17 protein-coding genes are annotated in these 24,546 nt (G+C 31.3%); 15 read left to right on the top strand and 2 right to left on the bottom strand.

Going from position 1 to position 24,546, the window contains the following annotated elements; all coding sequences use genetic code 11:
• Window positions 1–62: 62 nt before the first annotated feature.
• Window positions 63–671, top strand: a complete 609-nt coding sequence (locus LNQ49_RS11140; RefSeq protein ID WP_229988895.1) for a hypothetical protein — start codon at window positions 63–65, stop codon at window positions 669–671.
• Here LNQ49_RS11140 and LNQ49_RS11135 read toward each other — a convergent pair.
• The gene (locus LNQ49_RS11135; protein ID WP_229988893.1) at window positions 666–1,418 is read right to left on the bottom strand and encodes a porin family protein; all 753 of its coding nucleotides are present in this window, start codon (window positions 1,416–1,418) and stop codon (window positions 666–668) included. The two genes, LNQ49_RS11140 and LNQ49_RS11135, sit on opposite strands and share 6 nt — an antisense overlap.
• A 346-nt stretch (window positions 1,419–1,764) precedes the next feature.
• On the opposite strand from LNQ49_RS11135, the gene LNQ49_RS11130 reads away from it, so the two are divergent.
• From LNQ49_RS11130 to LNQ49_RS11075, 13 genes are all read left to right on the top strand, one after another.
• A complete protein-coding gene (locus tag LNQ49_RS11130; RefSeq protein ID WP_229988891.1) occupies window positions 1,765–2,109 on the top strand; it encodes a hypothetical protein in 345 nt (114 codons plus the stop codon).
• Window positions 2,110–2,311: 202 nt separating this feature from the next.
• A complete protein-coding gene (locus tag LNQ49_RS11125; protein WP_229988889.1) occupies window positions 2,312–4,519 on the top strand; it encodes a TonB-dependent receptor in 2,208 nt (735 codons plus the stop codon).
• Window positions 4,520–4,653: 134 nt separating this feature from the next.
• Window positions 4,654–6,753 carry a prolyl oligopeptidase family serine peptidase gene (locus tag LNQ49_RS11120; RefSeq protein WP_428978352.1) on the top strand — a complete coding sequence of 700 codons (2,100 nt, stop codon included), beginning with the start codon at window positions 4,654–4,656 and terminating at the stop codon, window positions 6,751–6,753.
• 317 nt (window positions 6,754–7,070) lie between these two features.
• Window positions 7,071–8,066, top strand: coding sequence for a Gfo/Idh/MocA family protein (locus tag LNQ49_RS11115; protein ID WP_229988885.1), 996 nt, complete (start codon window positions 7,071–7,073; stop codon window positions 8,064–8,066).
• Window positions 8,067–8,292: 226 nt separating this feature from the next.
• Entirely contained in the window at window positions 8,293–10,734 is a 2,442-nt protein-coding gene (locus tag LNQ49_RS11110; protein WP_229988883.1) for an AsmA family protein, read from the top strand.
• A gap of 424 nt (window positions 10,735–11,158) precedes the next feature.
• A complete protein-coding gene (locus LNQ49_RS11105) occupies window positions 11,159–12,835 on the top strand; it encodes a DNA cytosine methyltransferase (protein ID WP_229988881.1) in 1,677 nt (558 codons plus the stop codon).
• Window positions 12,825–13,589, top strand: a complete 765-nt coding sequence (locus LNQ49_RS11100; RefSeq protein ID WP_229988880.1) for a protein NO VEIN domain-containing protein — start codon at window positions 12,825–12,827, stop codon at window positions 13,587–13,589. Before LNQ49_RS11105 ends, LNQ49_RS11100 begins: the two co-directional genes overlap by 11 nt.
• A gap of 119 nt (window positions 13,590–13,708) precedes the next feature.
• Window positions 13,709–15,178, top strand: coding sequence for an ATP-binding protein (locus LNQ49_RS11095; protein ID WP_229988879.1), 1,470 nt, complete (start codon window positions 13,709–13,711; stop codon window positions 15,176–15,178).
• 1 nt (window position 15,179) lies between these two features.
• The gene (locus LNQ49_RS11090) at window positions 15,180–18,002 is read left to right on the top strand and encodes a Z1 domain-containing protein (RefSeq protein WP_229988878.1); all 2,823 of its coding nucleotides are present in this window, start codon (window positions 15,180–15,182) and stop codon (window positions 18,000–18,002) included.
• 2 nt (window positions 18,003–18,004) lie between these two features.
• Complete coding sequence (locus LNQ49_RS11085; protein WP_229988877.1) at window positions 18,005–18,976, top strand: PD-(D/E)XK motif protein; 972 nt, start codon at window positions 18,005–18,007, stop codon at window positions 18,974–18,976.
• Window positions 18,976–21,363 (top strand): AIPR family protein, encoded by a 2,388-nt coding sequence (locus LNQ49_RS11080; protein WP_229988876.1) that lies wholly within the window; start codon window positions 18,976–18,978, stop codon window positions 21,361–21,363. The genes LNQ49_RS11085 and LNQ49_RS11080 overlap by 1 nt, the downstream gene beginning before the upstream one ends.
• Before the next feature lie 135 nt (window positions 21,364–21,498).
• Entirely contained in the window at window positions 21,499–21,687 is a 189-nt protein-coding gene (locus tag LNQ49_RS23360; RefSeq protein ID WP_428978338.1) for a PDDEXK family nuclease, read from the top strand.
• Window positions 21,688–22,011: 324 nt separating this feature from the next.
• On the top strand, window positions 22,012–22,326 hold the full coding sequence (locus tag LNQ49_RS11075) for an HPF/RaiA family ribosome-associated protein (protein WP_229988874.1): 315 nt from the start codon (window positions 22,012–22,014) through the stop codon (window positions 22,324–22,326).
• Between the two features lie 55 nt (window positions 22,327–22,381).
• Here LNQ49_RS11075 and LNQ49_RS11070 read toward each other — a convergent pair whose 3' ends face one another.
• Window positions 22,382–23,038: an NAD(P)H-binding protein gene (locus tag LNQ49_RS11070; protein ID WP_229988873.1), complete on the bottom strand. Its 657-nt coding sequence runs from the start codon at window positions 23,036–23,038 to the stop codon at window positions 22,382–22,384.
• Between the two features lie 286 nt (window positions 23,039–23,324).
• On the opposite strand from LNQ49_RS11070, the gene wrbA reads away from it, so the two are divergent.
• On the top strand, window positions 23,325–24,491 hold the full coding sequence (wrbA, locus tag LNQ49_RS11065; protein ID WP_229988872.1) for an NAD(P)H:quinone oxidoreductase: 1,167 nt from the start codon (window positions 23,325–23,327) through the stop codon (window positions 24,489–24,491).
• The last annotated feature ends 55 nt before the right edge of the window (window positions 24,492–24,546 follow it).

Below are 24,546 nucleotides of genomic sequence, written 5' to 3'. Positions count from 1 at the left end.
ACCAGATTCTATAAGCGTATCTATATTTTTTTATATTTGTTCAAGACAATAAATTCAAGCCGTTGAAAAAGATTCTTCCAATAATTTCCTATCTATTCCATCCATTGTTTATTTCGATGTATGCGAGTGTGTTTTATCTTTTTTTTAAAGAAGATGTATTTGCTAATGAGGAGAAATTTTTTATTCTTTTTCAGATATTAATCATTACGGTTTTGGTTCCCATGTTGTTTTTCTTGCTGCTTCGTTCAACGGGAAATGTAGATTCGATTATGATTCATGAAACATCACAACGTAAGATTCCGCTGGTGCTTCATTGTTTTTTAATTATTTTATTAGTCAAGCGAAGTGTAGTGATTACGCGATATCCAGAGTTGCATTTCTTCTTTCTAGGAGGATTGTTTAGTACTATAATTGCACTGGTATTATCCTTTTTTAAAGTAAAAGCCAGCTTGCACATGATCGCTATTAGTGGTCTAACAATTTTTGCAATTGGTTTGAGCCGACATCTTCAAGTGCCAGGCATGATGTATTGGGTTGCATTTTTTATATTAATGAATGGTTTGGTAGCTTCATCTCGTTTAGAAATGAATGCGCATACCAATAAGGAACTCATTATAGGATTACTGATAGGGGTAATTCCGCAATTGTTGTTTTTGGTTTTTTGGCTATAGAATATAGAAGATTACACCAATATTCATTGTTCTCATATCTATACTTTCAGTAGCAGTTTTAGCCGATTTAAATAAGGGTTTTAAACCATAATAGGCATAGACATTCCAAGTGTTGAAACCAGTTGATAGGTATACACCGTATTGTAATTTCTCAAAATCAGTATTGTTTTTAATAACTACTTTCTGTTCTGAATCTTTGTAAACAGATCGGTCAAACAATACATAGCTAAACTTTATTCCACCATATATTCTCCAAAATTTATAACTGTCGAAAGTAGAGGTTCGCCATCTAAATTCAATAGGGAAATCGACTAAATACTGAGTGAATTTGTTTGTATTAACATCAGAATAATTTACAACAGTATAAATAGGCGCATCGCTTGTTCCAGTAATGGCAAGATTTTGAAAGTAATTTTTGTAGCTCAAACCCAAACCAGCTGCAATTGCAACGTTTCGGTTTTTGTTAATAGGCATATCTCTTAAAAAACCAAAGCTCAATCCTGTTGAGAATTTCTTTTGTGATAATCCGTCAGGACCATTATTTAATGCATTATAAGTTATCGCAAAATAAAACTGATCTTCTCGGTATAGAGAATCAATTTTTACTTTTGGAGTTTCAGTCGCAGGAGTTTTTTCTTCCTGAGCGAAACCATTCAGAAATGATACTAAAAATAAACAACTAAAAAATAATCGCATTTTGGATTTTGGTTTTAATGATTGTTCCAAGAGTATAAGTGATTTTTGCATTTTGATATAAACCATACAAATATAAGATTTTGAGTGTTTCGGTCGTGATTTGATTGTGATTATTCTGTTTTCTGTTATGATTTGTCTGTTTTTTTGAATTGTTTAAGCCTTGTTTGAAATAAACAACTTAGATTTTAATTTCTGAAACCTTACGTAAAGTCGCTGAAATACATAGAAAAGGTATCAAGTAAGCTCGAATTTTTTGACTTTGCATCTTTGCGAGAATATATGGTTTAGATAAAGAAAGGTGCATATATGTTATATTTTTGTGTATTACAGTTATATTTTTTAATGAAACTAACACAGTTTTTATTTCTGTAGCATGTTTTTTATACCTTTGTAGCGCATGAAAAAGAAGCAACTCATACTAAGTATTTCTTTGGCTATAACAATATTGTTCTCGATATTGTTTCAGTCATTCCATAGTTATGAGCATATTGTGCAAGCATTTTCAGAAAAGCAATGTCATCATGATTATAACGTAACAAATACCGAAATAACACATCAGCATCATAATTTCGATTATTGCTATGTGTGTCATTTTGCTTTAAGCAGTTATATTACACCTGAAAAATTTACTTTTCAGTTGCCTACTTTTCACGATGAAATCCCTTATTTCATATCTTTTTCGGAAATAGCAATTTCATTTTCCGGAAGTTTATACTCACTTCGAGGCCCTCCTATAGTTTAGATTTTTAGTATCCGATATATTCGGAATACAACGTGTTTACCCAGTTTTGATTTTCATAAAGTCAAACAAAATCTTCGGTCATAGATTCGAATGGTAAAAATGGTTTACTAATTCTGGTAGTTATCGGAGTTATTGAGCGTATTTATACATTTTTTTGAATCTTTTAGAAAGAAGTAATCATCTAACTATAGTATCATTTTCAATGAAAAAAATCATAATTGCCCTAATTTTAGGGTTTACGGGCTTGATTAATGCTCAGAATACAGTTTCAGGAACAGTAACCGATTTACAAAATCAACCAGTTCCAGGAGTTTCAGTTTATGTATCAGAATTGCATAAAGGAACAACAACCGATGAAAACGGAAAGTATACTTTAAATAATCTTCCAAAAGGAGGATTGCGTATTGTATTTACGTTTGTAGGTTATACGACTCAAAATAAAAACATCGAAAAATTATTAAAAGAGAATACACTAGATATTTTGCTTTCGCAAGCAGCTTTCGAAATGGATGAGGTAATTGTATCAACTGCATTTAGCAAATTACAATCGCAAAATGTAATGAAAGTTGAGCATGAAACTATCAAAACATTACAGCAAAAAGGGACTTCAACATTAATAGAAGGATTGGCGACAATACCAGGGGTTTCTCAAATCTCTACAGGAACTTCTATTGGTAAACCCGTAATTCGTGGATTAAGCGGAAACCGTGTTTTGGTGTATTCGCAAGGAGTTCGATTAGAAAATCAACAATTTGGAGATGAGCACGGATTAGGATTAAACGATGCAGGAGTCGAAAGTGTTGAGGTTATAAAAGGCCCAGCGTCTTTATTATATGGTTCAGATGCTTTGGGAGGAGTTCTGTATTTTAATCCAGAAAAATTTGCTGATGCAGGAGATTTTAAGGCAAATTTCAGTCAGAAATATTTCACCAATACACAAGGAAGTAACTCTTCAATAGGATTAAAAACATCTACAGAAAATTGGAAGTTTTTGGCACGTGGGAGTTTTAATTCACATTCAGATTATAAAGCAGGCGATAGTGACCGTGTAACAAATACACGTTACAATGAAACTGATTTCAAAACAGGAATTGGATATAGTAATTCTAGTTTCTCAAGTGTATTGCGTTACAATTACAATAAACTGGATTTAGGAATCCCAGAAGAAGGATTTGGAGAACAAACAACAACAAAGAATACTGAGTTTCCTAGACAAGGAGTTTTTAACCACTTATTGAGTTTGAACAACGTATTCTTCTTTCAAAATTCAAAACTAGATGTTGATTTAGGTTACATCACAAATGATAGAAGTGAGTTTGAAGATAGTAATGAAGCTTCATTGCACATGAAATTGAAAACGTTTAATTACAGTGCAAAATATCATTTGCCAAAAATGGGTAAAATCGAAACTATTGTAGGTGTTCAGGGAATGCATCAAACGAATACCAATTCGGGAGAAGAGTTTTTAATTCCAGATGCAACAACAAATGATTTTGGTGTTTTTGGAACTGCAAATTACGAATGGAAAAGCAATGTGTTACAAGCAGGTTTGCGTTTTGATAACCGAAATGTAACTTCGATTGCACACGGAGTAGAAGGAGAAGAGGGATATTTTCAAGCATTAGACAAATCGTTTGATAGTTTTAATGCATCGTTGGGTTATAAAACTAATCTTGCTGATGATCTAACATTGCGTTTAAATGTTGCTTCAGGATTTAGAGCGCCAAACTTAGCAGAGTTAACATCAAATGGAGTTCACGAAGGAACAAATCGTTATGAAATTGGAAACGGAGCTTTAAAAACAGAGCAAAACGTACAAACCGATTTGAACTTAGAATATAAAAATAGCCATTTTGAATTTTTTGTAAATGGATTTTATAACCACGTAAACAACTATATCTATACATCACCAACAGGAGAAATCATCGACAATAATGATGTTTTTGCCTACATTCAGGACAATGCTAAATTGTATGGTGGAGAAGTTGGATTGCATTTTCACCCACATCCTTTAGATTGGTTGCATTTTGAAACTAGTTTTGAAACAGTAACAGGTAAGAAACAAAATGGAGATTACTTACCATTAATTCCTGCAAACAACTGGAACAATACTATAAGAACAGAGTTTAATATCAAAAACTGGTTCCAAGATGGATATGCAACTTTAAATGTGAGTTCAACATTTAATCAGGATAATGTAAGTGGTTTTGAAACAGCTTCCAAAGGATATTCTCTAGTTAATCTAGGATTTGGAGGAAAAGTGAAATTAGGTAAAACAGCTTTTGATGTAAATATAAACGGAAATAATTTATTCGATAAAAAATACATCGCACACTTATCACGATTAAAAACAGATGGAATTCCTAATATAGGACGCAATGTAGTTCTAGGAGTAAACTTCAATTTGTAGGATAATAAATCTTATAAAAGATGGCTAAAAGCGCTAACGATATAGTTAGCGTTTTTTATATTAATTAGAGAGAAAAAATAACTATTTTTGCTATAAACCGAAATATTATAACAATGAAAAAAATTAGTATTCTAATGGCTATAACCGCTACAACAGTCGCGTTTGGACAAAGTCAAAAATCGAATTCAATAAAATATCCTGTGAGTAAAACAGGAGAGACTATTGATACATATTTTGATGCTAAAGTAAGTGATCCATACCGTTGGCTAGAAGATGATAAATCTGCAGAAACTGCTGCTTGGGTAAAAGAACAAAACAAAGTTACCTATGCATATTTAGACCAAATTCCTTTTCGTGATGAGTTAAAAAAACGAATGGAAAAATTATGGAACTATGAAAAAATAGGAGCTCCTTTTGTAAAAGGAAAGTCTACATATTATTATAAAAACAACGGATTACAAAACCAATCTGTAATATATAAAAAAGGAGAAAACGGTAAAGATGAAGTTTTCTTAGATCCAAATACATTCTCAAAAGACGGAACCACATCGTTAGGAGGATTGGATTTTACTAAAGATGGTACTATCGCAGCCTATTCTATTTCAGAAGGAGGAAGCGATTGGAGAAAAGTAATTATTATCAATGCTCAAACTCGTAAAATAGTAGAAGATACATTGGTAGATGTGAAATTTAGTGGAATTGCTTGGAAAGGAAACGAAGGATTTTACTATTCTAGTTATGACAAACCAAAAGGAAGCGAATTATCGGCTAAAACAGACCAACATAAATTGTATTTCCACAAATTGGGAACTCCACAAAAAGAAGACAAAGTTGTTTTTGGATTGGATCAAAAAAGAAGATATATTGGAGGTTATGTAACTGATGATATGAAATATTTAATCATTTCAGCTGCTAATTCTACTTATGGAAATGAGTTGTATATTAAAGATTTAACTAAAGGGAATAGCCCAATAGTTACTATTGTAGATAATTTTAATAGCGATAATTCAGTAATCGAAAACGAAGGAACAAAATTGTTTATCGAAACCGATTTAAATGCACCAAACAAACGTATCGTAACGGTTGATGTAAGCAATCCAAAACCAGAAAACTGGAAAAATTTTATTGCTGAAACTGAGAATGTACTTTCACCATCAACAGGAGGAGGGTATTTCTTTGCAAATTATATGAAAGATGCCGTTTCTGTAGTAAAACAATATGATTATGCAGGGAAATTAGTTCGCGAAATAAAATTGCCAGCACTAGGAACAGCAGGTGGATTTAGTGGAGAAAAAGGCGATAAAGTGTTGTACTATTCATTTGCAAATTATACAACTCCAGGAACTATCTATTCTTTTGATGTAAAATCTGGAAAATCAGAAATTTACCAACAACCAAAAGTTGATTTCAAAAGCGCAGATTACGAATCAAAACAAGTATTCTATACTTCAAAAGATGGAACAAAAGTTCCAATGATGATTACTTATAAAAAAGGATTAAAATTAGATGGTAAAAACCCAACTATTTTATACGGTTACGGAGGTTTTAATGCAAGCTTAACGCCGTCATTTAGTATTGCAAATGCAGTTTGGATGGAAAACGGTGGGGTTTATGCAGTTCCAAATCTTCGTGGAGGAGGAGAATACGGTAAAAAATGGCATGATGCAGGAACAAAAATGCAAAAACAAAATGTATTTGATGATTTCATCGCAGCTGCAGAATACCTTATTGCTCAAAAATATACATCGTCAGATTTCTTAGCAATTCGCGGAGGATCAAACGGAGGATTATTAGTAGGAGCAACAATGACACAACGTCCAGAATTAATGAAAGTTGCTTTACCAGCAGTAGGAGTTATGGATATGTTACGTTACCATACATTTACTGCAGGAGCAGGTTGGGCATACGATTATGGAACATCTCAAGATAGCAAAGAAATGTTTGAATACATCAAAGGATATTCACCAGTTCACAATGTAAAAAAAGGAGTTCATTACCCAGCAACTATGGTAACTACAGGAGATCATGATGATAGAGTAGTACCAGCACATAGTTTTAAATTTGCAGCAGAATTACAGGAAAAGCAAACAGGAGATAATCCAGTTTTAATCCGTATCGATGTAAAAGCAGGACATGGAGCAGGAAAATCAGTAGCAGCTACAATTCAAGAAAATGTCGATATTCAGGCATTTACATTGTACAATATGGGATTTAAAGCATTACCTAAAAAGTAAGACTTAAGACTTAAATAGTTAAAAACAGGCTTCTCTAATTTGAGGAGCCTGTTTTTTTTATGAGATTAAATTTAACCGCTAAGTTCGCAAAGTCCCTATAGCTATCGGAATACGCAAAGGACGCGAAGTTTTAAAATTCGTAGTTTTTTATTGTTTCACGCAGATTCTACAGATTTAGGCCGATTTAATTAGCGAAAAATCTGCGTGCATCAGCTTAAATCCTTTTAGATCTGCGTGAAAAATAATCCACGAATCGGTGACTAACTTTTTTAAGCAATTCTTTTCTCTTAAATTTGGAACAACTAAAAACCAAAAAAATGGAAATTGTTAGATGGGGAATTATTGGCTGTGGTAATGTAACCGAAGTAAAAAGCGGACCAGCATTTCAAAAAACTAAAAATTCAGCCTTAGTTGCTGTAATGCGTAGAGATGCAGCCTTGGCAGAGGAATATGCCAAGCGTCATAATGTTCCCAAATGGTATTCGAATGCTATCGATTTGATAAATGATCCAGAGGTAGATGCGGTTTATATTGCAACGCCACCATCATCGCATAAAGAATATACGCTTTTGTGTGCCAAAGCAGGAAAGCCAGTGTATGTCGAAAAACCAATGGCGATGAATTTTGAGGAATGCAACGAAATGATACAAGCGTGTAAAGAAAACAATGTGCCATTGTTTGTTGCTTATTATCGCAGGTGTTTGCCTCGTTTTTTAAAAATCAAGGAATTAATCGATCAAGGAGCTATTGGAACACCAAGGCATGTAAATTGTGTTTTATACCATCCTTTTGAAGCAAGATATGATGATGAAATTAATTTGCCATGGACTGTTTTGCCACATATTTCGGGTGGTGGAATATTCGTTGATTTAGCATGTCACACATTAGATTTCTTAGATTTTGTTTTCGGTCCGATTAAGTCGGTTCGAGGTCATGCCACATCGCAACTTATGGCATATCCAGCCGAAGATAGTGTTTCGATGTCATTTTTGTTCGAAAACGGAATTCATGGTTCTGGATTATGGAACTTTGCAAGTTATAAGCGTGAAGACAAAGTCGAAATCGTAGGCGATAAAGGCAAAATATCATTTTCAACTTTTGGTAATGATCCGATATTATTTGAAGATAAAGACAGAAATATAGAAAGCTTCCCAATAGAGAATCCGATACATATCCAGCAACCACTTATAGAAACTGTAGTGCAAGAATTATTAGGTAATCCGGGTTGTCCGTCTAATGGGGTTTCGGCAGCGAGAACCAATTGGGTTATGGATGCCGTTTTAAAAGAATTTAGAGAAGCACATAAAAAGTAGGATGCGAGATGTGAAATGTAAAAAGTAAGGTGTGAAAATGTAAAAAGTGAAATGTAAAAAGTAAAAAATGAAATATGGAGATTAACTAATCTCTATATCTCACATCCCACATCCCACATCTCTCACATTTCACATCCCACAATAAAGCCGCTTTTATGTAAGGAAATAGTGTTGTTTCTTCAGTTTTAGGTTATCTTTAGAATTACTTTACAAATTCTACACTTCAATGAAACATTTTCTTCAGTCAGCTCATTTTAAAAAGTATGCTAAACGCATTGCTTTCTTTGTTTTAGGGCTCATTGGTTTGGTATTAATTGCTTCAGGTGCATTGGCATATTACTTTAGCAATAACAAAGCCGAAATTGTTTCTAAAATAAACGATAAGATAAATGATAATATTAGTGGGGAAATACATATTGGAGATATTCAGTATAAGTTTCTTACGGGCTTTCCTAATCTAACCTTAGCCTTAAAAGATGTTGATTTAAAAGATAGTTTGTGGGCAGAGCATAAAAGAACATTTCTTGTAGCAAAAGAAATAGAAGTGCGATTGAATGTCATGAGTTTGTTATCTGACAAAATAGACTTTCATAAAATCGAAATAAATGATGCAACACTCGATTTGTACAACGGCCCAAACGGAATAACAAACACGGATATTTTTAGGAAAAAGCCAAAAAAAGAAAGAAAAGAGAATGCAAAAACCACCTTGGTTGATGAGATTAGGATGAGTAATGTGCATTTTATTTCCGAAAATAAACCACGAAATAAATTATTTGACTTTGAAGTAACGGCATTAAAAGCCCAAATCGATTACGATGGAAAGAATTGGGAAACCGATGTTTTTGTAGATACCAACGTAAAAAGTATGGCATTCAATACAGAAAAAGGAAGCTTTGCCAAAGACAAACGAATCAGAGGGATTATTGCAGTTGTATATAAGTTAGAGCAAAATAAAATTACGGCCAATGTTGATGGACTTGAAATAGGAGGAGATAAATTTAATGTTAAATCCAGTTTTGACGTAAATCAAGCGAATTCCAATTTCTTGATTGATATAAGAACAAGGATTCTATGGAAGGATGCAACCAATTTATTAGCCAACAATATTAGCTCAAAGTTAAAGTTTTATGATTTAAAAAAACCAATAGGAGTAACATGTGTTCTCGATGGTGATTTTAATGCCGAAGGTGACCCAAAGATTAATGTAACAGCCGTAGTAGAAAACAACGAATTGCATATCCCGGATGGATCTATTTCAGACTGTAGCTTCAACGGAAAGTTTACCAATATATTCAAAGAAGAACTGGGATGTGAAGACGCTAATTCGGCTATAATAATAAAGAATTTTAAAGGAGCATACAACAAAATGTCTTTTGCGATTCCAGATGCAATGATACATAATCTTGATAAGCCAGTTGCAACAGGAACGCTAAATGCTGATTTTGATGTGACCAACCTCAACAATATCATCAACAATGATTTAATGCATTTTTCAAACGGACAAGCCAAAGTCAATTTTAAGTTTGAATGTGATATCATCGATTTGTATTTTAGAAAACCCAAGTTTATAGGAAGCGTTCGAGTTGCAGATGCAAGTTTAAAATATATTCCAAAAGGGCTAAACTTTGAAAAAACAAACATACAGTTGGACTTTACAGAACAGGCACTTTTAATTAAAAAATTCGCGTTCAAAGACCGACACAATACAGTGTATGTAGAAGGTAGAGTCGATAATTTCTTGAATCTGTATTACGATGCTCCTGAAAAAATGTTGATTGATTGGAATATTTATAGTCCAAGTATCGATGTAAAACAATTTATAGGTGTGATTACAGCAACGCAACAGAAGAAACATACTGCTAAAAAAACAGCCAATCGAGAGAGCTTTTCAGATCAGTTGCATACAGTCATAAATAAATGTCAAGTGGTGTTGCAACTTAAATTAGATAAGTTAGCCTATGGAAAACTAACAGGCTCGAATGCTAAAGCTACAATTAAATTAACCAATTCAAATGTAACGGTTCAGGATGGATTTTTGAAAACATCAGGAGGAACGGTTGCTTTCTCGGGAGTGTTGAGTCCAATTGGGAATAAGTATAGACTTCAGTCAAATGCACAGGTTAATAATGTGAATATTACTAGTTTTCTAACTTCATTTAATAATTTCGATATTACCTCTTTTGAAGCAAAAGATATAAAAGGAAATTTAACAACCAAAGCAAATATAGCAGGGGTAATGGATTCTCAAGGGAATTTAGTGCCAAAATCAGCAACCGGAAATGTTAGTTTTAAAGTCAATAATGGTGCGTTGGTAAACTTTCAGCCAATTGTAAAAATAGGGAAGTTTGCATTTCCGTTTCGAGATGTGAAAAATATTACATTCAGTGATTTGTCAGGAAACCTAGCTTTAAGAGGACATGATATTGATGTCTTAGGTTTAAAGGTGAGTTCGAGTGTTTTAAATTTTGATGTCGAAGGAGTTTATTCTCTAGGTAATAATACCAATCTAGCGATGACAATACCACTCCGAAACTCTAAAAATGATGCCAAACTAGCCACCAAAGCCGAGCGCGATGCCATTCGCAACAGAGGAATCGTTTTGCATTTACTTGCCGTAGACGAAGGCGGGAAAATCAAAATTAAATGGGGGAAGAAAGATAAATAGGATTCTAAATTTTCAACATAATAATTTTTTGGAAGTTGTAAAAAAGCTACATAAACACGTGATAATTCCTTTTGATATTATTAATATAAATTTGACTATTACGGTTTTCCATAATGAAAATTATTAGTTAAAAGTTATATTTGTTGTAAATTAATATGATTTAGTTTTAGTAAGGGCTCTATGATAATAAAAAATAACTCGTGTTTCTATGAATAATTGACTGTTATTTATTGGTTAAATAAGTTTTTCCATAAGAAGAAAAACTTATAAAATTTTAAAGGCAAAATGGAAACAATTTACTAATACAGTATAGAAGCTTGTAAAAGTAATGAAAGCAAACATTCAAGAATTATTAATTATGGGGAATAAGGAAAGCATTTGACCTAATCTACACCAAAATTAATTTATAAATTAAAGAATCCAAATGGATGAAATACCAATTATAGATATCTTCGCAGGTCCAGGAGGTTTAGCAGAAGGATTTTCATCTTTAACAAACGAAGATAGAAATCGAATTTTCAAAATTTCCTTATCAATTGAAAAGGATGAATATGCTCATAAAACACTTAAACTAAGAAGTTTTTACCGACAATTCCCAATTGGGGAAATACCAAATGATTATTACAATTTCGTTAGAGGAGAAATTACAATAGATCAACTTTATAGTAATCATCCGATCGAAGCAGATCAGGCAAATGAAGAAGCTTGGTGTGGAACACTAGGAACACCCGATAAAAAGGATTTAAATGGTGTAAGTGATGAAGAAGTTGATGAAAGAATTGAACGAGCACTAAATGGAAACCAAAATTGGGTACTGATAGGTGGCCCACCTTGTCAGGCTTATTCATTAGTAGGACGTGCCAGACGTCAGGAAATAATTCTTAACGAAAAAACAGATAAAAGAGTTGGTCTATATAAAGAATACTTAAGGATACTTGCCAGACATAATCCTGCAGTTTTTGTTATGGAAAACGTTAAAGGTATATTGTCCGCAGAAACAGAAAAAACTAATGTTTTCAATAAAATATTGAGTGATTTAAAAAATCCTCTTGATGCATGCATGTCTGAAGGAACATTTATTGATAATGAACAAAAAGTTAAATATCGCATTTATTCACTAACTGTTGAGCCAAGAGGTTTTGATGACAATGGAAATCCAATATTTGAACCTAGAGACTATATAATTAAAGCAGAAGATTATGGTGTACCTCAAAAAAGGCATCGAGTTATTTTATTAGGCATTAGAGAAGATGTAAATGGCCCAATTAGCATACTTCAAAGCAAAAATCAGGTAACATTAGAATCCATTATAGAGAAGTTGCCAATACTTAGAAGTGGAGTTACTAGAACATTCACTCACAGTGGGACTGTGTATGATAAAGATGGAAAAATAAAAAAGAAGCGTTTTTACGAAAAATTAGAAGATTCACCAAAAAACTGGCAAAATCATATTACAGAATTTAACAGAGTGATAGATGAAATTATTCCTCAGGTTAATGGTGTAGTTAAAAAACAACTTCCAATAAATCTTGGTGTGCCTTTCATTAAAACTTTGAAGAATAATATTGATGAAACACATCCATTATTTGCATGGTACAATGATAATCGCTTAGGAGGTGTTCTTCATCATGTGTCAAGAAAACATCTGCTACAGGATTTAAAAAGATATTTATTTGCAGCACGATACACTAAATTAAACAAAAATTTTCCTCGATTAGAAGATTACAAACAAGCGGGAAGTGATCTGCTACCAGATCATGAAAATGTAGAATCAGGAAAATTTACAGACAGATTTAGAGTACAATTACCAAATATTCCAGCAACAACTGTTACTAGTCATATTTCAAAAGATGGTCATTACTTTATTCATTACGATCCTTTTCAATGTAGAAGTTTAACAGTAAGAGAAGCAGCAAGAATTCAGACTTTTCCAGATAATTATTATTTCTGTGGAGAGCGTACTAGCCAATTTCATCAGGTTGGAAATGCGGTACCTCCATATTTAGCATATCAAATTGCAGAAATAGTTCATAATGTTTTGAATCCAATTCCCGAAAATAAAAAAATACAACCAGAAATAGTAGAGACAAATGGAAGCTAATCATAAATTAACACTAATAATTAGTTATTATCTATCTCGATTTAACGATACTGGATTTAGAAATTTAGGTTATACAACTTGGGACGAAGCTTTTAAAGATATTTCTATAAAACTGAATGTTAAAGAAAGTTCTGTGAAAAATTGGAGAGACGAATTTGATCCGATACATGGTCATAGAGTTGGATGGTATCAACGACCAATGAGCCCAAGCCGGGTAAATGTTGTAAATGCATTTGAAGGTATGAGCGAAGAAGATTTAAGAGAGATAATCCTTGATATTTTAAATAAAAATATTTTTAAAGAAGATCAAAATTTAGAAATTATAAATACGGTAATCTCAGATAAACAATATGATGGGAGTGGGAGATTTATTTTAAGAGGACCAACTGGCAAAAAAGCAGAAGACTACTTTATTCAATATCATAAAGAAAATGGTTTACCAATAGAAGGTATACTAATAGACACTAGAGAAAAAGGGTGTGGTTATGATTTTGAAATAAAAAATACTCAAACATATTTCGTAGAAATTAAAGGAATAAATGATGCGTCTGGTGGTATCGTTTTTACGAGTAAGGAATGGTTGATAGCAAAAAGAAAAAAAGAAAAATATTTTTTAATTATAGTTTCTAATTTAAACGATGTGCCACAAATTAAAATAATTAATAATCCAGCTAAAGAGTTAAATCCAAAAAAAAATATATTCACAACAATTCAGATCAATTGGAGTATTAGTGGAAAAGAGCTTAATAGATAGAATAGACTTTATCAACTATAAACATATCTGAGCTATCATTTCATACAGTAAACACTTTGAGATTAGTCTAACGCATTAAGCAAAATAAGCTGTAAAGTCTTTGCCTTAAAAAAAATAAAATGGATAAATACAAAGCTGAAATTGCAAATCCAAATCCAAAATCAACGATAAATTCATATCGTAGTTTTGGCTACAACCTTTCCACTGCAATAGCAGACATCATTGATAATAGTATTTCTGCAAGCGCAGTTAATATTGAAATTGATTTTCTTTGGAAAGGTAAAGATTCAGTCATTTCTATTCTTGATAATGGAAAGGGAATGAATTTAGAGGAGCTAATTAGTGCTATGACTCCAGGAAGTAAAGATCCTGAAGATACTAGGGATGAAAAAGACTTGGGCAGGTTTGGTATGGGGCTAAAAACGGCTTCATTTTCGCAATGTAAAAGGCTTACGGTTATTACAAAGAAAGAAGGTTTCTCAACGATTAAGCGTTGTTGGGATATTGATTTTATTAATAGCGAAGAGAAATGGACTTTATTAGATTATGTTTCAGATGAATCTTATTTAGATCCACTTAATAGACTAAAAAGCGGAACTTTTATTGTTTGGGAATTATTAGACAGAATCGTAGGTAATTCTAAAGTTGAGAATGAAGCTGTTAAAAATGCTTTCTATCAAGAAATGACTACTGTAAATGAGCATTTAAGTTTAGTTTTTCATCGGTTTATCGAAAGTAAAAAGATCAAACTTTTTACAAATACCTATGAAATTGAACCATGGAATCCTTTCCTTTTAAATCTTACTCCAAAGCCTGAAATGGGACAATTAGAAGTGTTAATCAATAATGTTGAAGTAACATATTTTATTCTTCCACATATGTCAAAAATTAGCAATGAAGATTATGAAAAATCAGGTGGTCCTTTAGGATGGCATCAACAACAAGGTTTTTATATATATCGAGGAGATAGGTTACTTGTGTCTGGTGACTGGTTAGGAATTGAAAAAAAGAGAGAATATTCAAAATTAGCCAGAATTGCGATTAATTTTCCTAACGCAAATGATTTTGATTGGAATCTTGATATAAAAAAATCAACTGCAACACCACCTATCGAAATAAGAAAAGAATTAGCCAGAATTGCAAAAATGGCTGTTATGAAGTCGGCGAAAATATACAATTGGAGAGGGCAAAAAACGGTATCTTCGGATTATAATAATCGATCTTTTGAGAGTTTGTGGAAAGATGAAACAAACAGAGAAGGTATAAAAAAATATAAAATAAATAAGAAGCACCCAATTATAAAACAATTGTTTGATTCTGAAAATGAAAACAGACTTTTTTCAAAAGCCTTAAAACTTATTGAAGAAAATATCCCATTAGAATTGATTTTATATAATCAAAATGAGAATCCATCTTTTCATGAGTTAGAAAACATTCCTGAGATTCCTAGCGATGATTTAATCCAGTTAGCAGCAGAGTTATATAAAATTTATTTACTTCAAGGTATACCTGAAAATTTGGCTAAACAACAAATAATGAATTCAGCACCATTTAATCTATTTCCATTAATAAATGATTATTTAATTTAATATGAACGATATAAAAAGCTCAGCTAGATTAATAGCGCATACACTTTTATCACATGCAAAACAAAATGACGAAATAGCTGACGAAATAATTTTGAACATTATTGACAGAGTTGAGTCAACAATGGCATCTGTTGGTCAGGTAATTGACAAAAGAGAATTATTTGAAATATTAGTAGCAGATTTCAGTATCGGTAAAGGTTCAATTACTGAAATGAATGGAGACATTACACCTTGGCTTTATTCCAGAAAGGATGAAATTAATTGGGAATTATGGAGTAGATATAAATCATACATGTACGAAAAAGATCCTTCTTTTCCTATTAATGATTTAGATGATTTTACAGATAAAATATTAGACAAATGTTATAATCCTAAAGAATCAGGCTCCTGGGATAGGCGAGGTATGGTTGTAGGTCATGTACAATCAGGTAAGACGTCAAATTATGTTGGTTTAATCAATAAAGCAACTGATGCTGGATATAAAGTTATAATAGTTATTGCAGGGACAATAAGCTCTTTGAGAAGACAAACTCAAGAACGTATTGACGAAGGTTATATTGGTAGAAGTAGTTCTGCTTATATAAATAACAATGGTGAAAATAGAATCATTGGTGCTGGTAAGTATAAGGCAGATACTGATATATATTCATTAACTTCTTCATTTTATAGAACAGGTGATGAAGGTGATTTTGATAGAAAAGTCGCTAATAGATTAAATATTCCAATTGGAAAAAATCCAGTTGTATTTGTAATTAAAAAGAATAAAGGTATTCTTGAAAATTTGATAGATTGGTTTTCAAAAGATTCAAATATTAGAATAGTAAATGGTCAACCAAAATTATTTGATGTCCCAGTATTAATAATTGATGATGAAGCTGATGCTGCTTCCGTTAATGCGACAAAAGATATAAATGAGATTAAAACAATTAATAAATTAATAAGAACTTTATTAAATGTATTTGACCAAAATACATTTGTTGGTTATACAGCGACTCCGTATGCTAACTTATTTATTCCACAAGATTATAATGAGGAACTAACTACAATTGTAAAAGGTAAAACCTATTTTATTGGCGAAGATTTATTTCCAAAAGACTTTATTATTAATATAATAGCTCCGAAAAATTATATTGGCGCAGCTAAAATATTTGGTTTAGAAAATCCAGTTACTGGTGAAAGCCACGAACCATTAAATGTTTTTAGAGTTATTGATGATTATGACCCACCATTTTTCAGGACAATAAATAAAAATAATAAGGATCAATTACCTGAATATTTACCTGAAAGTCTCGAAACAGCTTTAAAATCTTTTATTCTTACTTGTGCTATTCGAAGATTAAGAGGACATGAGAAAAAACATAATTCTATGTTAGTCCATGTTGCTCTTTATGTTAAATGGATTGATAGAGTAGCATCTTTGATTAATGAAAGAATGAAAGATTTTAAAAATTATATAAGTGCAAATGATGCTCAATTTTTAAAGGAATTAGAAGAATTATTTATAAATGATTTTTTACCTACAACTGAAAATGTAATTGAAAATATAGACTACAAAGACAGTAGAATTGAATTGCATGATTGGTATAGCGTTAAAGCAGAATTAAAGAAAGCAGCTTCTAAAATATATGTTAGAGCTGTTCATGGAACCCGCTCAACTACAAATTTAGAATATAAGGATATTGATGAAATAGATTATTCTTTATATGAAGATGGTTTTTCTGTAATAGCTGTTGGTGGTGGTAGATTGGCTAGAGGAATAACTTTAGAAGGTCTATCAACAAGTTATTATTTAAGAACAACAAGAATGTATGATTCGTTGATGCAAATGGGTAGATGGTTTGGTTATAGACCGGGTTATGTCGATTTGTGTAGATTATATACAACAGAAACTATTTATGAATGGTTTAACCATATTACAATGGCTACTGAAGAAATGAGATATGATTTTGATGAAATGACTACTCGTAATTTAAAGCCAAAAGATTTTACATTAAAAGTTAGAAATCATCATGGACTATTGGCTATAACAAGTGTTGCTAAACTTTTTTGGGCTCAAGATATTACAATGTCTTTTTCAGGTTCAAATCCTCAAACTTATTTGTTACTTAAAGATAAAAAATCAATTCAGAACAACTTTAATAATTTAAAAAACTTATTTGAAAAACTAGAATATCCGACTAATGAAAACATAAAACAAATAAGAAATAAAATTAAATATTTATTATATAGAAATGTACAAATAGAGATATTAACTGATTTTATTGAGAATTATAAAATAAACATTCCTTCAATAAATAATCAAGTGATATCTGATTATATTAAAAGTCAGAATAAAAGTAATAATATAAGAGAGTGGAATATTTGTATAGTATCCAATACAAGTGAAAAAGTATTATTATATGATGAGGGAGTAATTAAGAAGCCTGAAAATAGAACAGAGTATAACACTCAAAAATATAGATTATCAGCTGATGGAAAAGAGATTGAATTAGTTTGCAGTGTAAGAAATCAAACGGAACATTCTGATTCATATAAAATAACTAAAAATCAAATCGACGATGTTGTTGATCGTCAAGTAGATTTAGCTGAAAATGGTGCTGGCAGTATAAAAGAGAGAAGAGCAAATGAAAGTAAAGGTTTGCTTTTAATTTACGCTTTAGATGAAAGAGGTACAACGAAAGTTGAAAACGGAATTCCGATTATTGGATATAGTATACATTTTCCAAAAATTGAAAATGAAGTTCAAGTTTCTTATTCTGCAACAATAAAAGAAGAATTAGATATAGAGCCAATGGAGGATGATGATAATTATGATAACGAATAATTATGATAAATATTAAATCTATTTGGGAAAGTCAGCTTCCTACTGATGAAATTATTATAAAAACGCAACTTGAACATGTTAAACCGTTCAAATGTTTTGCAGCTACAAATCATATAACGGGTAATCACTTATACATATTTGAAACATCTAAAAATGCTAAATTTCCTGAATTTAAAAACTTTAAGTTTAAGGGTTTATTTATTGAAGTATTTGAATTTGAATATGCAAAAGAATTGCATATTTATCTTTTAGACAGTCATTTGAAAGATGTTTTTAGTTTGTTTATTGAAAATATTGTTGAAGAAATTTCAAAAAGTATTACTGAAAATGAAGCTTTAATTGAAACTTCTAATGTAGTTTTAAAATGGAAGAGATTATTTGATAAAATAAATTTCCTAGGGCTAACAATTGAAAGACAAAAAGGATTAATGGGAGAACTTTTACTATTCAATTCTTTGTTGGATGAAGAATATACTATTGATGCTTTATTGGAAAGTTGGACTGGTCCAGATTATAATGATAAAGATTTTCATTTTGGCTCATTCGGTATCGAGGTAAAGTTAACTTCATCAAAAGTTCCAAAAATTAAAATATCAAGTGAAAGACAATTAGATAGTGAGAATTTAAATAAACTATATTTAATCTTATATGTAGTTGAAGAAGTTAAGGACAAAGGGTTTTCATTAAATTCTATTATTGAGCAAGTCAGAACAAAAATTAATATTAATCAGAATGCCTTAAAGATTTTCAATGAAAGGCTTTTATTAGTAGGTTATTTTGATGAAGATTTTGAAAATTACAAGCGTCAGTATGCCTTTAGAAAAAGAAATTTTTATGAAGTTACTTGTGATTTTCCAAGATTAGTAGTTTCAGATTTACCAATTGGTTTATTTGACACAAAATACAACATAGAACTATCAGCAATAGAGCAGTTTTTAGTAAATAACGAATCAATACTTGAGTTAATAAAATAATGGAGAGAGGTTTAAAAAATTATATTGAGTCTGTTAAGTCGGATGTGGCAGCATTAGTCTATTCTGACGGTGAAGGAGCGAGTTTCGAAGATAAATTTACAGAACATTGTATTGAGATCTTAGATCATATTGGTAAGTCAGAAGGTGCTAGAGTATTATCTTATATTAATCCGGATTCTCAAGGCCGAATTGACTGGAAAATAAATGGATATTGCCTGAAAGATGAATTTAAAGATGATTCTAATAAAGTTCATTTTGAAACTCTAGATTTGTTTATTACTTTTTATAATCAGACATCCTACGATTTTAACATAGCAAAAGACGACTTTAATAAAAGTATAAATCAAATCAAAAAGTTTTTAAACGCAGCTCTTAAAGGTCATATTAATTATGTGGATCCTGCTCAGACAGAACTGAATCAACTTTTAAAAATCATTATTAAACAAAAATCAAATTTTGATAGAATGAATATTTTTTTCTTGATCAATGGTAGTTCAAACCATGATATGGAAAAAGTTACAATTAAAGGATTTGAAGATTTAGACATTTTTGTCCATGTATGGGATATTCCAAGATTCTATAAATTAAGTGAGTCATCAAGTAACAGAGAGCCAATTGAAATTGATTTTAAAAATTTGATTTTAGATAATATTAATGGCATTCAATGTCTGAAAATGCCAAATCTAAACGAATTATATGAGTGTTATTTAGCAATATTACCAGGGCAAGTTCTTTCAAAACTTTATAAAGAATATTCAAACGAATTACTTGAAAGTAATGTTAGAGCATTTTTAGGACAAACAGGCAAGTTTAATAAAGGGATTAGAGATACCATTAGAGAAAAACCTCAAATGTTCCTGCCATATAACAATGGAATTACGGCGACGGCTGAAAATGTAGAAACAACAGTTAGTGATAATCAATTGTACTTAACAAAACTGCTAGATTTTCAAATTGTTAATGGAGGTCAGACTACAGCATCGTTATTTCACACTCAAAAGAAATTTAAAGATGCAGATTTGAGTAATGTGTTTGTCCAAATGAAACTAACCGTTATTAAAGATGTTGAACAAAAAAATATTGAAGTTCCAAACATTGCTCGTTATGCAAATAGCCAAAATAAAGTATCTGAATTAGATTTGTCTTCGAACAATCCGTATTTTGTTCAAGTTGAATCTTTATCAAGAAAGAAATATGTTATTGACCCAGAGAATAGAAATTTATCTACCCTTTGGTATTTCGAACGTGTGAATGGTCAATATAAAGAGTCTTTAAATAAATTGGCCACTCCTTCTCAACAAAGAAAATTTAAAGAACAGCATCCGACAAATCAAAAATTTGTCAAATCTGATGTTGCTAAATTTATTAATATTTGGGAATTAGAACCTCATTATGTTTCGCAAGGGGCTCAGAAAAATTTTATTCATTATACTAAAAAAATAAACGAATTAGTTAAAAAGAATAAATTGCCAGGTGAAAACTTTTATAAAAAGTTAATTGCAAATGCTATACTTTTTAAAACTGTGGACAAACTGTTTGGTAGAAAAAATATAGATGCAATTGGAGATACCAACTTAAAATCATTTACGGTTGCTTATACACTATCGTATTTTTATTATCTAACTGATAACCGACTGGATTTATGGAAAATCTATGATGAGCAACATGTAGATGCCAGAATTATTAGTGAATTACAAAAACTGATTGTTGTTGTTTACAATCAGTTGGTTAGGTCTTCAAATAACTCTTTGATATCAGAGTACGCAAAACGAGAATCTAGTTGGAAGCTGCTAAAGGAAGAAAACTATAATATTAATATTGAAAAATATTCAGAGTGCTTTATAAATACAGACTTGGTTTTATCAAGGGAAGCTGAAACAGAAGAAGTGGACAATAAATCTGAAAACAATCTTATGAACATTACCAAAATATTAGGTTTTGGTAATAAGTTTTGGGATGGAATATCGAAATACGCTTTGAATATTGACGAACTGAAGGGGATATCTACTGATATTTGGGAAATTGCTAGTAAAATAAAGAGATCAAAAAACCTTAGTAGTAGAGATATAAGCATCGGAAACAAATGTTTGACATATATCGATGAGAATAATATTAATCCTGAAGATATAAAATTTTTATCTAATGAAGTAGAAATAGAAGTTGTTGATGTAAAAGCAGTCTATGACAGATTAAAACTGATTCCTAAAGTTGATTGGACAAAAATATTTGATTTGGGAGAACAAACTCAAATATTTGATTATCTTGAATTTTTAAATCTAAAATCAGTTTACAAATCAATTTCAAAGAAGGAAAATATAAAGGAAGTCAATGTTGTCAAAGCTTTAAATTCCATTAAAAAACTATCTAAATTTGGTTTAAAGTACTAAAATAGAGGTTATTAGTTGTTTTTTTGGGTAATGGAATAAAAGAGCAGTATATTGAGGATTTGGAATAATTATAATTGTATTGCAGTTTTATTGGATTTATAATAAATACATTAATGGTTTTTAAATATAATTTGTATGGATATCCATAATCAAGAACAATGCTCCAAAACATACGTATCATTAAAAAACACTGCAACAAAAGTCAAAGTGTCTTTGGCAAAAGCATTAAGGATTCTAGGCTATCGTTACAGAAAAAAAATAACAAAACAGTTCTCGGTAAATCAGACTTTATCTTTAAAAAAAAACAAAGCTGTCATTTTATAGATTAATTATTCAGTTTCCAAATAAGGATTTAAAATTTCTGTTAGTTCATTCAACCAATAGAAAACGCTTTCGGGGGTTGTTTTTTCGAGTTGCGGGGTTTTGCATTCTTTCATTACACTTAAGATAAGGAGTTTTTCATTTTCATGTTTTCTACAACTTAGTGGTTCTATTGTTGTGGCGTTTTTTGTGTGATTTCTCCTTTGTCGAAATGACAAGATTGCACGAAAAAAAACTCCATTTATTTTCATAATGTTTTATTAACTCTTTCGTTTTTTTGTTCAAATTTTGATAGCTTTGAGAAACAAACATTAAATATATAGTAAGATGAAAATTCAAATCAACACCGACAAAAACATAGAAGGACACGAAAGATTAGAAGCTTATTTCTCTGGCGAATTAAATAAATCGTTGGCACGTTTTGAAGATAAGGTAACACGTATCGAAGTACATTTTGGAGATGAAAATGGAGATAAGTTTAGTTTAAACGATAAGAAATGTGTGATTGAAGTTCGTCCTGTAAAATTGCAGCCTATTACTGTTACAGATCACGCCGATACACTTGAAAAAGCTTTTCAAGGAGCTTTGGGTAAAATCAAAAAATCACTTACTACAACTTTTGAAAAAATGAAGGAGTATTAATTCATATATAATAATTTAAAAAAGGCATTATCTCAAATTTAGATAATGCCTTTTTTTATTTTAATAAAGCGGTCATGTCTTTCCAGTGAAGTATTTTGACTTTGTCATGGAGACGATTAGCAGTATTAATCATTGCTTTGGCAATATCGCTCGCTTCAATGCCTTTGTACTTGCTTAATTCACCCATAAATAGCGGATTGATAATCTTTACTATTATTTTGGAAACTTTTTCAAGAGGTCGACTCTCTTTTCTATTCCCTAAAATGATTGAAGGGCGGAAGATATAGGTATGGTCAAAATTCAGATTAAGAATATCTTGTTCTGTTTCTCCTTTTGTTTTGACATAAAAAACAGTTGAGTTTGGGTTTGCTCCAATTGAGGAAACTAAAAAAACAGCTTTAGCTCCATTTTCGTTAGCCAGTTTTGCTGCCAATACAGGATAGTCATGATCAATTTGGTAATAGATTTTTTTGTCAGGTGTTTTCTTTTGAGTACTTCCAAGAGCGATATAGATTTCGTCAGTCTGTATGTCTTTTACTAAATGATCCAAAGAATGGAAATCACCAATTAAAGTTTTTAATTTTGGATGTTGAATGTTTAGATCTTTTCGGACTACAATTGTTATTTGATCGTAGTTAGAGTGGTTCAACAAATACTCAAGAATATAAGAGCCAACCAATCCGCTTGCTCCATAAATAATTGCTTTTTTCATAAAATGAGGGGATTTGTTTTTATGTAAGTTAAAGAAATATTGGTTTACTTTATAGTGCGATTGGATTATATTTTTTTGAAGCAAGTAAAATGAGCTGTTTTAGAGCAGTTCAGTAAAATTATTTCCTAGAGGTCGTGTTTTGAAATTTTATCAATCTATTAAGATAATAATAACGCTTTTCGTTAATGTAAAAAGTAATTTTGAAGCCTCAAAAAGAGACTTGCTTTTTATGAAAAGATAAGCGACTTAATGGGATATCAAATAATAAATCATTTAAAATAAATTCATGAAAAAGCAATTACTCGCATTATTAACCGTAATTTTTATAGGTTTTGGTGCAAATGCGCAAGTTAAAACACCAGAGACTAATGTTTTGGTTCTTATCCATTCTCAAAGTGGAGGAACATATAAAATGGCAAAAGCCATGGCAGAGGGAATTCAGGAGTATCCAAATACAAAAGCAACAATAAAAAGAGTTCCTTCGATTAATCCAAAGGAAAAACTAAATGCTGAGGTAGAGAAATTGCCAGTTGCAACTATCGAAGAATTGGCTAATTACGATGGAGTAGCTTTTGGTAGCCCAGTTCATTTTGCAAACATCAGTGCCGATATGAGTTACTTTTTTAGTAAAAGTATTCCAATTTGGACTTCAAGAGTTTTAGAAGGAAAACCAGCAACAGTTTTTATGTCGGCTGGATCAGGAGCAGGAAAAGAAGCAGCGATTTTGTCTTTTTGGAACATTCTAGCATCACACGGAATGGTAATTGTACCTACAGGAATTATGGGAACAGCTACTTTGGATAAAACAGTTCCACAAGGAAATACTCCTTTTGGTGCAACTTCATTAGCCGGATCTACAGGAACAAGACCTTCTGCTAGCGAATTGAATTTGGCAAAAGAGCAAGGTAAAGCTTTGGCGAGAGTTGCTTCAGGATTAAAAAATACTGAAAGTGCTAAAATGCTAAAAGTTACTCCTGCAGAAACTAAAGTAGGTTTTGATGTCAATAAAGTATTAAAAGACAATAATATTGTGATTCCAGAAGCTCCTATGCCAGTTGGGAATTATGTACCATATACAATTTCAAATAATAAAGTATACATCAATCAAGTAGCATTGAAAGATGGTAAGATATTAAATCCAGGAAGAATAGGTGCGACTGTTACAGATGAACAAGCTAAAGAAGCAACGTATCAAACTATGCTAAATGTTATTGCGGTATTGAAAGTAGCTTGTGGAGGTGATTTGAACAAAGTGAAGCAATGTGTTCAGCTAACTGGTTATTTTAATACAACTCCTGAATATACAGGGCATGCAGGTATTATGAATTCGGCTTCTAATTTAACAGCATTAGTTTTTGGAGAAAAAGGAAAACATGCAAGAGCAACAATTGGTGCAGCTTCGTTACCAGTAAATTCGGCAGTTGAAATTCAAGCAATTTTTGAAATCGAATAAGAAATATCTTTTTAGAATAAAAATGGAAAACCCGAATACATAGTAAATGTATTCG

This window comes from Flavobacterium pisciphilum (genome assembly GCF_020905345.1).
Taxonomy (GTDB): Bacteria; Bacteroidota; Bacteroidia; order Flavobacteriales; family Flavobacteriaceae; genus Flavobacterium; species Flavobacterium pisciphilum.
The sequence above is the reverse complement of the archived record's forward strand: the minus strand, read 5'-3'. Positions and strand labels throughout refer to the sequence as shown.